The sequence below is a fragment of the Pseudomonas sp. MOIL14HWK12:I1 genome, from assembly GCF_000510705.1.
Taxonomy (GTDB): Bacteria; Pseudomonadota; Gammaproteobacteria; order Pseudomonadales; family Pseudomonadaceae; genus Chryseomonas; species Chryseomonas oryzihabitans.
Genome location: NZ_AZNY01000010.1, coordinates 1 through 13,640 on the forward strand (window position 1 = coordinate 1; position 13,640 = coordinate 13,640).

Annotated in this window: 9 protein-coding genes; 3 read left to right on the forward strand and 6 right to left on the reverse strand. The window is 68.5% G+C overall.

Going from position 1 to position 13,640, the window contains the following annotated elements:
• Positions 1 to 202: 202 nt before the first annotated feature.
• Entirely contained in the window at positions 203 to 2,014 is a 1,812-nt protein-coding gene (locus PSEK12I1_RS0108925) for an ABC transporter ATP-binding protein (RefSeq protein ID WP_027601313.1), read from the forward strand.
• 65 nt (positions 2,015 to 2,079) lie between these two features.
• The gene (locus PSEK12I1_RS24755; RefSeq protein WP_007162537.1) at positions 2,080 to 2,232 is read left to right on the forward strand and encodes a hypothetical protein; all 153 of its coding nucleotides are present in this window, start codon (positions 2,080 to 2,082) and stop codon (positions 2,230 to 2,232) included.
• A gap of 334 nt (positions 2,233 to 2,566) precedes the next feature.
• Here the strand turns inward: PSEK12I1_RS24755 and treA are convergent, their stop codons facing one another.
• From treA to PSEK12I1_RS0108950, 3 genes are all read right to left on the reverse strand, one after another.
• Positions 2,567 to 4,210 (reverse strand): alpha,alpha-trehalase TreA, encoded by a 1,644-nt coding sequence (gene treA / locus PSEK12I1_RS0108940; protein WP_051398732.1) that lies wholly within the window; start codon positions 4,208 to 4,210, stop codon positions 2,567 to 2,569.
• 99 nt (positions 4,211 to 4,309) lie between these two features.
• Positions 4,310 to 6,223, reverse strand: a complete 1,914-nt coding sequence (locus PSEK12I1_RS0108945; protein ID WP_027601314.1) for a PAS domain-containing sensor histidine kinase — start codon at positions 6,221 to 6,223, stop codon at positions 4,310 to 4,312.
• Positions 6,224 to 6,348: 125 nt separating this feature from the next.
• Positions 6,349 to 9,774 (reverse strand): AAA family ATPase, encoded by a 3,426-nt coding sequence (locus PSEK12I1_RS0108950; protein WP_027601315.1) that lies wholly within the window; start codon positions 9,772 to 9,774, stop codon positions 6,349 to 6,351.
• A 172-nt stretch (positions 9,775 to 9,946) separates the two neighbouring features.
• On the opposite strand from PSEK12I1_RS0108950, the gene PSEK12I1_RS24560 reads away from it, so the two are divergent.
• A complete protein-coding gene (locus PSEK12I1_RS24560) occupies positions 9,947 to 10,084 on the forward strand; it encodes a hypothetical protein (protein WP_155951402.1) in 138 nt (45 codons plus the stop codon).
• Between the two features lie 43 nt (positions 10,085 to 10,127).
• Here PSEK12I1_RS24560 and PSEK12I1_RS0108960 read toward each other — a convergent pair whose 3' ends face one another.
• The 3 genes from PSEK12I1_RS0108960 to sbcD form a co-directional block, all read right to left on the reverse strand.
• The gene (locus tag PSEK12I1_RS0108960) at positions 10,128 to 11,303 is read right to left on the reverse strand and encodes a zinc-dependent alcohol dehydrogenase (RefSeq protein ID WP_027599041.1); all 1,176 of its coding nucleotides are present in this window, start codon (positions 11,301 to 11,303) and stop codon (positions 10,128 to 10,130) included.
• A complete protein-coding gene (locus tag PSEK12I1_RS0108965; protein WP_027601316.1) occupies positions 11,303 to 12,142 on the reverse strand; it encodes an SRPBCC family protein in 840 nt (279 codons plus the stop codon). Before PSEK12I1_RS0108965 ends, PSEK12I1_RS0108960 begins: the two co-directional genes overlap by 1 nt.
• Before the next feature lie 100 nt (positions 12,143 to 12,242).
• Complete coding sequence (gene sbcD / locus PSEK12I1_RS0108970; RefSeq protein WP_027601317.1) at positions 12,243 to 13,448, reverse strand: exonuclease subunit SbcD; 1,206 nt, start codon at positions 13,446 to 13,448, stop codon at positions 12,243 to 12,245.
• Positions 13,449 to 13,640: the final 192 nt, after the last annotated feature.

Here is a 13,640-nt window from a genome sequence, read left to right on the forward strand (position 1 = left end):
TCCTGTCAGGCGCCATCCTGGCCTGGTCTTCGTCCGTGACCTCAGGGCTGCGCATCCTGCGCGGCTGATGGGTGTAGATTACGCAGCACCCGCAGATGGCAACATGGCCAGGTGACACCAGTCGATGTAAGCCTTTTGCCATAGCCTGGGGAACATGGCGACCGCCGCCTCGACTAATGCTGACCCCCGCCGAAGATCCGCCATGGCCCTCTCGACCTCCTTCGCTATCGTGCAACAGCAGATGCGCCGCGCTGCCGGCCTGGTCTGGAGTACCTCTCCCGCGCTGATGATCGGCCTGATCCTGGCGACCCTCGTCGCCGGCCTGCTGCCGGCACTGGCCGCCTGGCTGGGGCAGCGCATCGTCGATGCCGTGGTGGCGGCCATGCGGCTGCATGCCGACCAGGGCCAGGCACCGCTGTGGCCGGTACTGAAGTTCGTGCTGGCCGAAGCCGGGGTACTGGCGGCCCTGGCGGGCGCCCAGCGGCTGCTGTCGGTGCAGCAATCGCTGCTGCGGGTACGCCTTGGGCAGACCGTGAATCTGCTGATCCTGGAAAAGGCCCAGACCCTGTCGCTGGCGCAGTTCGAGGACGCCGACTTCTACGACAAGCTGGTGCGGGCCCGGCGCGAGGCCTCCATCCGGCCCCTGGCGCTGGTGACCAAGTCCCTGACCCTGTTGCAGAACCTCATTTCCCTGATCAGCTTCGCCGTGTTGCTGGTGCATTTCTCGCCCTGGGCGCTGCTGTTGCTGGTGGTGGGCGCCCTACCGGTGTTCCTGGCCGAGGCGCGCTTTTCCGGCGATGCCTTTCGCCTGTTCAGCCGGCGTGCGCCCGAGACCCGCCGCCAGACCTATCTGGAGACGCTGCTTTCCCACGAGGCCTACATCAAGGAGGTCAAGCTGTTCGGCCTGGCGCCGCTGCTGCTGGAGCGCTATCGCACCACCTTCGCCAAGCTCTACGCCGAGGACCGCCGCCTGACGCTGAGACGTGACGGCTGGGGTTTCGTCTTTGGCCTGCTGGGCACCCTCGCCTTCTATGCCGCCTATGCCTGGGTGGTGCTCGATACCGTGCGCGGCCGCCTGAGCCTGGGCCAGATGACCCTCTATCTCACCCTGTTCCGCCAGGGCCAGGCCGCGGTCAGCGCCAGCCTGACCGCCCTGGGCGGCCTCTACGAGGACAGCCTCTACCTGAGCAATCTCTATGACTACCTGGGCCAGCCGACCAGCGCCGAAGGCGGCAGCCTCACCGCCGGCAGCCAGCCTGGCGACGGCCTGAGATTCGAAGGGGTCGGCTTCACCTATCCGGGTGCGGCCGCGCCGACACTCAAGGACATCGGCTTTCACCTGGCGCCGGGCCAGAGCCTGGCGCTGGTGGGGGCCAACGGTTCGGGCAAGACCACCCTGATCAAGTTGCTGACCCGCCTGCACAGCCCGACGCAAGGCCGTATCCTGCTCGATGGCAGCGATCTGCAGGAGTGGCAGCCGGCGGCCCTGCACAGGCGCATCGGCGTCATCTTCCAGGACTTCATCCGCTACCAGCTCACCGCCGGTGAAAACCTGGGCGTCGGCGACACCCAGGCCTTCAATGACGAGGCGCGCTGGCGCAAGGCGGCCGAGCAGGGGCTGGCCGACGAGGTCATCGCCGGTCTGCGCGAGGGCTACGAGACTCAGCTCGGACGCTGGTTCATGGGCGGCCAGGAACTGTCCGGCGGGCAGTGGCAGAAGATTGCCCTGTCGCGCGCCTACATGCGCGAGGACGCCGACATCCTGGTGCTGGACGAACCCACCGCCGCGCTGGACGCCGCGGCCGAGGCGGTGATCTTCGAGCGCTTTCGCGCCCAGGCGCAGCAACGCATGACCCTGCTGATATCCCATCGCTTCTCCAGCGTGCGCAACGCCGACCAGATCCTGGTGCTGGAAGATGGGGAGATCCGCGAGCGGGGCGATCACGAGGGGTTGCTGGCGAGCGGTGGTCGCTATGCCCAGCTGTTCGATCTGCAGGCCAGAGGCTATCGCTGATCGCCGGTGGCGAACTTCGCGCCAGGGGGTCTGCCCAACGTTTGACAACCACTCGCGGAGGCCGCATGAACGATCAGATCAAGGAAAACCCCGACGACCTGGACATCGATCCGGACATCGCGCCCGATCCCGAGGAGCCCGTGGGCGAAGATCCGGATGACAAGCCGGTCGAGGAGCGCCTGCCGCAGAAGAATCCGCGCAATCCGGAGTACAGCTGATGAACGCCATCCTGCCGCTGCCCGAGGATGAAGACCCGGAAGGGCTGCATCCGGCGGAGTTGCCGGCCGACGAGGACGATGCGCCGCCGGTGGATCCGCTGTGAAATCTGGCGTCAGTATCCGGATGGCTCTGGCGTAGGGTTTGCCCTCACCCCGGCCCTCTCCCGGAGGGAGAGTGGAAAGAGCGGCTCGCAGGTTGGGTTGAGCGCAGCGAAGCCCAACGGGTGAGTCATCACTTCTGGATTATTGGGCTTCGACGATAGAGCTGTCTCAGCCCAACCTACGGGTCTCACGCGATGAAAAAGGTCCGCCGTAGCGGACCTTTTCTTTTGCCCTATTTCGCGCCGGGTTGCGGTTTGTAGAGTTCGAGCAGCTTGAGCGTGACGCCATTGGTCCAGCCGAAGCCGTCCTGCAACTCGTACTCGCCGCCACCGCCACCCTGGCCGCCGGTGAGGTCGTATTTCTCCACCAGCTTCTGCTCGCGGGCGTAGAGGTTCTGCACCTGGGTCAGGAAGCGGGTGCCAATGTCGGCGGCCAGCTTGTCCTGCTGGTAGCGGCGCAGGCCGTCCACGGCCACCCACTGCAGCGGTGCCCAGCCATTGGGTTCGTCCCACTGCTGGCCGGTCTTGACCGTGGTGGTGGCGATGCCGCCCGGACGCAGCAGCTGGTTGGCCACGGTGGCCGCGGTCTGGTCGGCGCTGCTCTGGCTGGCGGCGCCCACGAACAGCGGGAACAGGGTGGCGGCGGAGAGCTTGTCGGTGCGGCGCTTGGCCTGCCAGTCGAAGTCGGTGTAGTAACCGGCGGGATTCCACAGGTAGCGGTCGATGGCCTGCTGACGGGTCTTGGCCTTCTGGCTGTAGGCCTGGACGCAACTGGCCTCGCCGGTCTTCTCGCAGGCCTTGGCGATGGTCTGCTCCAGGTGATAGAGCAGGCTGTTGAGGTCTACCGGCGCGATGGCGGTGGTGCGGATGGTCGCCAGGGTCTTGCCGTCGCCCAGCCAGCGCGAGGAGAAGTCCCAGCCGCTCTCGGCGCCGGCGCGCAGGTCGCGATAGACCTCGCCGGCCGGTCGGCCCTTGGCCTGGGCGGCGGTGGCCAGGTCTTCCATGTAGGACTCCTGACGCGGGGTGTCGCGGGCATCCCAGTAGCGATTGAGCAGGGTGCCATCGGCCAGCCTGACCACATGGGCATTGGCCTGGCCCGGTTGCAGGCCTTCGGCGCCGGCCATCCAGTAGGCGTATTCCTTCTGCAGCTGCGGCAGGTAGCGACGATAGGCGGAGTCGCCTTCCAGGCTGGCCTGCAGATCGACCATATAGGCGAAGAACGGTGGTTGCGAGCGACTCAGGTAGTAGCTGCGGTTGCCGTTGGGGATGTGACCGTAGACGTCGATCTCATGGGCGAAGTTGTCCACCATGTCGCGGACCAGGTCGGTGCGCCCGTCCTTGGCCAGCCCCAGCATGGTGAAGTAGGAATCCCAGTAGTAGACCTCACGGAAGCGGCCACCCGGCACCACATAGGGCTTGGGCAGCGGCAGCAGGCTGCTGTAGGCCGGCACCTCTTCGTAATGGCGGGTCAGCACCGGCCAGAGGTCCTTGACGTGGGTGGGCAGGTCGGCCCCCGCCTTGGGCGGGGCGGCCTTGATCGGATCGGATTCTTCGAAGTTGGCGCTGACGAAGGCCTTGAGGTCGAAGCCCGGCTTGTCGCGCTGGGCCAGGTAGTCCTGGCGGATGTCGGCTGGATTGCGCTTGGGCAGGGCATCGACGAAGTGCTTCTGGTCGCTGAACAGCTTGCCCTGCTGTACCGCGGTGAACAGCTCGGGATAGGCCTGGTCCGGCGGCACGGCGCGGGCGTTGCTGGCATCGCGCCAACTCCAGGTCGGGGTTTCCGGCTTGCTGCCCTCATGGGCGCAGGCGGCGAGAAAGGCGATGGACAGGGACAGGACGAGCATCCGCGCGGGTGGCGCAGGTGGCAGGCGTTTCATGAAGCGCTCCTTTTCTTGTCGACACGACAGCAGCCGCAACGGAGGTTGCGACTCGAAAGGATCGACCCTGGCGCGCCGCGACAGTTCGCCGCGACCGGCTCAGCCGCCCGGACGCAGACGCCTCACGCAGCGCGCCAGCTCTTCCAGGCCGAAGGGTTTGCCGATAAGTTCGACGCCCTCTTCCGCCAGCTCCGGCAGGGACGCCGGATCCGCCTGGCCGGACAGATAGAGCACCGGCAGTCCGGGCGTGGTGGCTCGCGCCTGCTCGGCCAGTTGCCGGCCGTCCAGCCCGGCGAGACCGAGACTGGTCACCAGCAGGTCGATGCGCAGGGTGCCGGAGGCGATGAGCGCGACAGCGGTGGCGCTGTCGGCCACCGCCAACGGCGTGTAGCCCAGTTCCGCCAACACCTCGCCGATGATGACGCGGACTTCGCGCTCTTCTTCGACGATCAGCGCGCAGTCGCCGGAGACTTCCGGCAGCACCGGGCCCTCGGCGTCGTTGGGTGCGCTTTCCGGCGCCGGCCGGGCCAGCAGCCGCGGCAGATAGAGGCTGATGCAGGTGCCCTCGCCCACCACCGAGTGGATCTCCACCTGGCCACCGGACTGGCGGACGAAACCGTAGATCATCGACAGCCCGAGTCCGGTGCCGCGCCCGCTGGGTTTGGTGGTGAAGAAGGGTTCGCAGGCGCGCTTGAGGGTATCGGCGTCCATGCCGGTGCCGGTATCGCAGACCTGGATGCGGACGAAATCGCCGTCCACCGTCTCGATCGGCAGACCGATGCTCAGGGGTCCGCTGACATTGTCCACCCGGATGCTCAGGTTGCCGCCCTCGGGCATGGCGTCGCGGGCGTTGATGGCCAGGTTGAGGATGGCGTTTTCCAGCTGGTGCGGATCGCAGTGCAGCAGCCAGAGGTCGGTGTCGAGCTGGACGTCCTTGCGGATCTTCTTGCCCAGGCTGTGGCGCAGCAATTCGTGCATGCCCTGCACAAGCTGGCCGGCATCCACCGGGCGGGGTTCGAGCACCTGGCGGCGGGCGAAGGCCAGCAGCCGCTGGGTCAGGGCCGCGGCGTTCTCCGCCGAGCGGGTGGCGGTGTCCAGGTAGCGTTCCAGCTCCTGGATACGGCCCTGTTGCACCCGGCGACGCATCAGGTCGAGGGAGCCGACGATGCCGGTCAGCAGGTTGTTGAAGTCGTGGGCGATGCCGCCGGTGAGTTGGCCGATGGCTTCCATCTTCTGCGCCTGGCGCAACTCTTCTTCCAGGGCCACCAGTTCCTGGCTGCGCACCTCGATGCGCTCTTCGAGGTTGCGATTGAGTTCGTCCAGCGCCTCGCGGGTGTGGACGGCTTCGCTGACGTCGCGGGAAATGGAGAGGAATTTCAGCGGGCTGCCGTCATCGCCGAGGATCGGCGTGACCACCACGTCCCACCAGCGCCGGGTGCCCTTGGCGGTGGGCGCGAGTCCGGTGAAGCGGCCGATGCCACCCTGCCGCGCCGCCTCGATGGCGGCGGTCACCTCATGGCGCTGCTCCTCGGGCCAGAGTTCGGCCCAGAGGCGGCCCTGGAAGGGAATGAAGTCGTCGATCTCCATGACCATGAGACCGCCCGGATTCATGTACTCCAGGCGCCCTTCCAGATCGATCAGCTTGATGCAGTCGACGCTGCAGACCATCACGCTGCGCTTGAAGGCCTCGCCCTGCCAGAGTTCGGCTTCATGGCGACGCTGCGCGGTGACGTCCAGCAGTACGCCGCCGGCCTCGCGCCGCTGGAACTGCAGGCAGCGCAGCTGGCCATCGGCGCCCTGGCGCCAGGCCTCCCAGACCTGCCCCGGGGCGGGCAGCAGGCCCTCGGGTGGCGCGCTGCGGCTCTGCAGATCGCTCAGCAACTCGGCAGGCGCGAGCCCCCGGGCCAGTACCTCGGCGTCCCGTTCCAGCATGGCCGCGCAGGCAGCATCCGCGCGCCATCTGGCGCGGCTGGGATCGTATTCGAACAGGCCGACGGCAAGGAACTGGGACATGGTGGTTAGTGGCCGGTAGGAGAAGGAGATGTCATAACGCCAGCAGACGAGGCGAACCCGTCTACGTTAACAGTTTCGACGTTTCGCTTCGCGCTGGGCTTCGACCACTGCACCGGAAAAATTACTCACTCGGTAGCGTTTTTCTCCACCGCATAGCGCCGCTCCAGGCCGCTATGGCCAAGGCCGACGCCCTTGCGCACCTTGAGCTGCACCGGGATGCGCTCCTTGAGGGCCTCCACGTGGCTGATGATGCCGATGGTCTTGCCACTTGCATTGAGCTGGTCGAGGGCATCCAGAGCGACCTCCAGGGTCTCGCCATCCAGGGTGCCGAAGCCTTCGTCGAGAAACAGCGAATCGATGCCGGTGCGCTGGCTGACCAGATCCGACAGGGCCAGCGCCAGGGCCAGGCTCACCAGGAAGCTCTCGCCGCCGGAAAGGGTGCGGATGTCGCGCAGGGCATCGGCCTGCCAGGTGTCGAGGATCTGCAACTCCAGTTCGGCGGCCTGGCGCCGGAAGAGTCGATAGCGACCGTGCAGGCGCATCAGCTGACCATTGGCCAAGTGCACCAGGTGATCCAGAGTCAAGCCCTGGGCGAACTTGCGGAACTTGGCGCCATCCGCCGAGCCGATCAGGCCGTTGAGATGCTGCCAGAGATCATGATCGCGCTCCTGGGCGGCGATCTCGCCGAGCAGCGCCTGCAGGCCGTCCCGCCGCCGTTCGTCTTCGCGCAGGGCGGCATTGACCTCGCCCTGGCGCTGGCCCAGGGCGCGCAATTCGGCGCCGGCGGCGGCCAGTTCGGCATCCAGCTCGGCGGCGCTGCGCTCGGTGAGCGGCTCGGCAGCCAGGGCGGCGTGCCGCTCCCGCGCGGCCCCTGCCAGGGCGCGGGCTTCGGTCAGGGCGGTCTCGAGGCGGGTGCGCTCCGCGGTCAGGGCGCTGTGCTGGTGGTCGTCCAGTTGCGCGGCGCGCCAGGAGTCGGCATCGGCGAAGGCACTGGCGGCCAGGGCGGCCTGCCAGCGCTCGCCGGCTTCGCGGGCCAGTTGCACCTCACCCGCCAGCCGCTCGTGCAGCGCCTGGTGCGTGCCCTGCAGCGCCGCACCCTGCTCGCGGCAGTCTTCCCAGGTCGCGGTCGCCTCGGCGAGCACGGCCGTAGCGGCCTCCGGCGCTACCGGGGCGGGGACGACCTCGCCGGCGCGCTGGCGCCAGGTCGCGACCAGCGGGGTCAGGGTGGCCAGGCGCTGGGCGAGGTCCCTGTGCAGCTGCTGCAAGGCCTGCGCGCGCTGGCTGTCGGCCTGCCAGAGCCGCCACTCCTGGTCGCGCTGGGCCAGCCATTCGCCGGCACGACCGGGGACTTCATGACCCCAGCCAGCCAGTTCCTCGCCCAGCTGCCGCTCGGCCCTGGCCTGTTGTGCCTGGGCCTGACGCAGCTCCTCGGCACCTTCGGCCAGCGCCTGGCGCGCCCGCTCCCAGGCGGCCTCGGCCAGCGCCAGGCGCTGTTCGGCATCGGCCTGCTGACGCGCCAGGCGCTGGGCTTCGTTGCGCCTCTCCTCGCCCTGCTGACGCAGGCCATCGAGGGTGGCGAGCACCTGCTGAATGCGCGCCAGTTCCTGATCCTGCCGGCGGCGCAATTCGGCGATGGCACCGGGCGCCTCGGGATCGGCGCCCAGGGCCGTGCAACGCTGGCGCCAGAGTTCGCCCAACTGGTCCAGCTGCTGACTGGCCTCGGCCTGCTGCTCGTTGGCCTGATCGAGTTGCGCCTTGAGCGCCGCCAGGGCTTCGCTGAGGTCCTTGCCTTCCTGGGTCAGGCGCTCCAGCTCGGCCTTGGCGTCCTGCAGGGCGGTCTGGGTGGCGGAGACGTCCAGGGCGGCATAGTCGGCCACCGCGGGGTGTTCGCGGGAGCCGCACAGCGGACAGGGTTCGTCGGGCTGCAACTCGGCGCGCTGGGCTTCCAGGCTGCGGATGACCCTTTCCTGTTCGAGCAGCTTTTCGCGCTCGCGCACCTGCTGGGCGACTTCACGATAGCGTCCACGCAGGGCCTCCAGGCGCACCTGATGCTCGCCATGCTGGCGCTGGCGTTCACCCTGGCTGCGCGCCAGGCGCTCCAGCTGGGCCTGCAGCTGACGCCGACGCTCGACCAGTTGGTCCAGCTGGTCCACCTCGTTGACCCGTCCCAGCGCCGCCTGCCAGAGGGCGCGCCAGGCCTTTTCGTCGCGGCCGTCCAGTGCGGCCTGCCAGCGTTCGTTCTGGGCCTGCTCCGCCGTCTGGGCCTGGGCGGCCTGCGCCTGCGCGCGGGTCAGCGCCCCCTGCTGGGCCTCGCGTTCCTCGGCCAGCAGCTGCAGCTGACGGGTCTGTTCCTCCTGGCGGCGCGTCAGGCGCGCCAGGGCCTCGGCTCTTTCGTCGCGCAGGGCCAGCTGGCTGCGCCAGTCGCCCAGGCGCTCGCCGAGTTCGGCATGGCGGGTCCGCTCGGCCAGACTCTGCTCCAGGCGCTGTTGTTCATCCAGCGCCTGCGCCTGCTCCGCCTCGGCCTGGCGCAGCTGTTCGCCACTGGCGCCCAGGGCCTGGGCCAGGGCGGCGTCGCGGCGGCTGGCCAGGGTCTGGATCCGCTGGTCGAGCTGGGCCAGTTCGTCCCGGCTGCGCTGTTCACGCGCCGCGGCCTCACGCCAGGCCTGTTCGATGGGCAGCAGCCGCGCCGCCGGCTCGGCCGCGGCCAGCCGTTGGCGCTGCGGCTCGGCGGCGTCCCAGGCCTGCTGCGCCGCAGCCAGCCGGGTGGCGGCCTGCTGCTCGCCCGCCGTCGCCTGCTCCAGGGCGCTCAGCCACTGGCGCTGGACCTGCAAGGTCTTGAGGTCCGCGCCCAGGCGTTCTTCGCGCTGCGCCAGGCCGGTGCCTTCGGCGGCCAGTGCCTGGCGGCTTTCGTCATCCATCACCTCGACCCCGGCGACGCGTTGGCGCAGGCCCTCCAGCACGCCCTTGGCCTCGCGCGCGCGTTCGAACACCCGCTGGGAGATCTGCCCGTACACCGCGGTCCCGGTCAGCTCTTCCAGCAATTCGGCGCGCTGGCTGGCGCTGGCTTCCAGGAAGGCGGCGAACCCCCCCTGGGCCAAGAGCATGGAACGGGTGAAGCGCTCGAAGTCGAGGCCGGTGAGTTCTTCGGTGAGTCTGAGCTTGTCGCCGGTCTTTTCGGCGAGGATGCTGCCGTCGAGCCTGGCCAGTTCCACCTTGGGCGGCTGCAGGGCGCCATCGGCGCGGTCGCGGGCGCGTCTCTGGCTCCAGAAGGCCCGATAGCGCTCGCCACGCACGGCGAATTCCACCTCGGCGAGGCAGTCGCCGGTGTGACGGGTCATGAGTTCGTTGCTCTCTCCGCCCACCTTGCTCATGCGCGGCGTGCGGTGATAGAGCGCCAGGCAGATGGCGTCCAGCAAGGTGGTCTTGCCCGCCCCGGTCGGCCCGGTGATGGCGAACAGGCCGCTACTGGCGAAGGGTTCGGCGGTGAAGTCGATCTTCCACTCACCCTTGAGGGAATTGAGGTTCTTCAGGCGCAGGGTGAGGATCTTCATCGGGCTTTTCCAGGACGACTCGGCGAACCGCCGATTCTGGCATTGTTGGGCGCGCTCGCCCATGCCAACCGACCACTCGACCTGTGGTCGTGCCCACCGCTGAACTTGCCCCCGCCTCCGCTCTCAACTGCAAGGTATCGCTCTGCAACCACGTATCCCAGGAGGATTCGTCGTGCGCTCGCCCCTGTCTCCCTTAGATTTTCTCGGCATGCCCCTGCTGGTCGGCCTGGGCACCCTGGCGCTGGTCAGCTGCAGTGGCGGCCACAAGGTCGCCGCGCTGTGGCAGCCGCTGGCGACCTGGCTGGTCTAGGTGCTGGAAAGCCCGGTGAGCCCTTAGATCACCGGGCGACCCCTCACGGCATGAATACCGCCCTCATGCAGTTCTTGTCCTTGGACTTGAACAGCTCGTAGCCATAGGGCGACTCTTCCAGGCTCATCGGATGGGTGAGCAGATAGGACGGATCCAGTTCGCCCTTCTGGATGTGTTCGAACAGCCGCTCCACATAGCGCTGGCCCGGCTGCTGGCCCGATCTCAGGGTCAGGGCCTTGTTGACGATGGCGCCCATGGGGAATTTGTCGATCACCCCGCCATAGACCCCGATCACCGAGACCGTGCCACCCTTGCGACAGGCGCGGATGGCCTGGCGCAGCGCCGAACCGCGCTCGGTGTGCAGGCGCAGCAGCTGCTTGGTCTTGTCGTAGGCGTAGTCGACCTGGGTGCCATGGGCCTCCATGCCGACGCAGTCGATGCAGCGATCCGGACCTCGGCCACCGGTTAGCTCCAGCAGCGCCTCATGGATGTTGGTGGTCTCGTAGTCGAGGACGATGGCGCCGGCTTTCTCGGCCGCCAGTTGCAGGCGATCGCTGAAGCGGTCGATGGCGATGACCCGTTCGGCGCCCAGCAGGTAGGCGCTGCGAATGGCCATCTGCCCGACCCCGCCGCAGCCCCAGACCGCCACGGTGTCGCCGGGCTGGATGTCGGCGATGTCGGCGGCGTAGTAGCCGGTGGGCACGGCGTCGGAAACGAACACCGCCTGGGCGTCGCTGACCCCGTCGGGCACCTTGAACAGATTGACGTCGGCATAGGGCACCCGCACATAGGTGGCATGGCTGCCGGCATAGCCACCGAAGGCGTGGCTGTAGCCGAAGATGCCGGTGCAGGGCTGGCCATAGGCCAATTCGGTCAGCTCGGGCTTGGGATTGCTGTTGTCGCAGCAGTTGTAGTCTTCGCGCTGGCAGTGCTCGCAGTCACCGCAGCCGAGGATGGAGACCGTCACCACCCGGTCGCCGATGGCCAGGCCCTGATTGCGCAGGCCGCTGCCCAGTTCGACGATCTCGGCGAGGAATTCGTGGCCGATGATGTCGCCCGGCTTCATCGCCGGGACGTAGCCGCCCAGCAGATGCAGGTCCGAGCCGCATACCGAGGACATGATGACGCGCACGATGGCGTCACGCGGGTTGAGGATCTCCGGATCCGGGACGGTTTCCACCTGCAGACGGTTGGGGGCTTGCCAGGTCAGGGCGCGCATCATTCGGTCCTCGCTTGGGTGCCCAGGCCGGCGTCGAGGTCGGCCTGGGGTTCGTCGGCCGGACGGCTCACCGGCGGATGGGGGGGCGCCAAGGGTCGACCGCTGCGGGTGACCTCGGGGGTGGCGATCTCGCCGGTCTCCAGTTGCTGCTTGAGGCGCCGCAGACCCAGGTTGACCGCCTTGCCGGTGAAGCGGCTGATGCCTTCGGTGACCGCATGGCCGAGCAGGCCGGCCGGGGCTTCGCAGGCCAGTACCGCCTGGACCAGAGTGCCGCGGCCCTGGGGCGCGTCGCTGAAGGTCAGACTGGCCTTGTGCGCCATGACCGTGCCGGGCACGGTGCTCCACAGCAGGAATTCGTTTTCGCGACGCTCGCTCTGCTCCAGGGTCCAGCTCAGGGTGCGCCCCAGGGGACCGGAGGCATGCCAGTGGCTGTCGCCATCGGCGCCTAGTTCGATGCGGTCGACGAAGGGCAGCAGCTCGCGCAGGTGCTGCAGGTCGGTGCAGTAGGCGAACACCTCTTCACGCGGCTTGGCGATGGTGACGCTGCGCTGGATGGCGGTGGGATTGCGCCAGCCCCAGCGCTCGGCCAGGGCCTGCTCGAAGGGCGAAGGCTGCAAGGCGGCCTTGAGCTCGCACCGCTGGCGCACCCCACGGCTGAGGGCCATGGCGCCCAGGGCCAGCTTCACGCAGCCGGTCAGACCACCGCGGCGCAGACCGCCAAGGATCAGCAGGCCGCCGCCCAGCAGGGACACCAGGCGTTCGGTGCCCTGGACATTGGGTACCTGGTTGTCGGTGCGCTCATGGCGCGTGGCAGCGAGGGGTTGCGATAGGTCGTGCATGGGGTCTCCTCCGGTATGGGCTACATAGAGAGGGTGACCCCGGGCAAACGGGCCTTGTTCCGGACGAAAAAGCTGGTCCGATGGAAGCGTTTCGCTGCGATCAGGCCGGCAACTCGCCGAGAACCTCGCGGTAAAGGCCTTCCAGACGACTGCGCAGCTCGTCATCCAGGGTCTCGGCGGCCAGGCGCTGGCTGAAGACGTCCAGCGGACTGAGCTCCTCCAGGGTCTCGCGCGGATTGCCCTGCAAGGTAGGCGCTACCAGGCTGCGCGCACGCCTTACCCGCAGCACTTCCAGGGGCAGGTCGGCCACCAGTGCCGAGATGCGCGGCTGCAGATCGGCCAGGTAGTCGTCACCGGCCACCACCACCTCGGCCCACACCGGGCACGCGGGACTGCCATCGGCGGCCGCCTCGATCAGAGCCGCGCCCAGGGTGTCGAGGCTGCCCTGCACCACGGCCAGCGGCTGGAAACAGGGCACCGCCAGGGGCGTGATCCGCTCCAGGGCACTGCCGAACTCCACCAGCAGGACTTCCTTGTCCCGCTGCTCGTCGAAACTCAGGCACAGCGGCGAGCCGCTGTAGCGCACCTGCTCCAGGCCGCCAACCCGCTGGGGTCGGTGGATATGGCCGAGGGCGATGTAGTCCGCCGGCGGAAAGGCGCTGGTGGGAAAGGCGTCGAGACTGCCGACATAGATCTCCCGCACCGACTCGCTGGCGCTGGCGCCCACGGTGGTCAGGTGGCCGGTGGCGATGATCGGCAGCGTCGCGCCCAATTCCGCGCGGCGCGCCTCGGCCAGGGCGTAGAGCTCGGCGTAGTGGCCCTGGATGGCCTGCTGCAGCGCCTGGCGTTTGTCATCGGCGCTCTGCCCGGCCTGGCTCTGCAGCACGTCACGCGGCCGCACGAAGGGAATGCCGCAGAGCAGCGCGCCGAGCTCGCCGTCGCGGCGACGCAATTCCAGCAGCTGGTCGGCCGGCGTCGCGCTGACGCAGGGGATCACCCGGGTGTCCAGGCAGGCCAGCAATTCGCGGGACTCGGCCAGCACCGCGGCGGAATCATGGTTGCCGCCGAGCACCACCAGGCTGGCGCCGGTAGCGCGCAGGGCGACGATGAAGCCGTTGTACAGCTCGCGGGCGTAGCTCGGCGGCGTGGCGGTGTCGAAGATGTCTCCCGCCACCAGCACCACGTCCACCTCCTGCTCCGCCACCTGGTCGACCAGCCAGGCGAGAAAGGCGCGATGCTCGGCCTCGCGGGTGCGCCCGAGGAAATGCTGCCCCAGGTGCCAGTCGGAGGTGTGCAGCAGGCGCAGGCCGCTGGCGGGCGAAGCCTTGCGGGCGCGCCTGGGCTTGGGTTTTTCCTCGGGGGCGGCGGGCAGATCGAACAGCGGGAGGTTTTCCATGGGTATCGGCGGTCAGCGCGGCAAAGGGCGCAGTATCCTCTCCGGGGCGCCGGAGGGAAACCGCCCCACGCCCTGACCGGACCGGCGTGCCCAGTGCCTGAA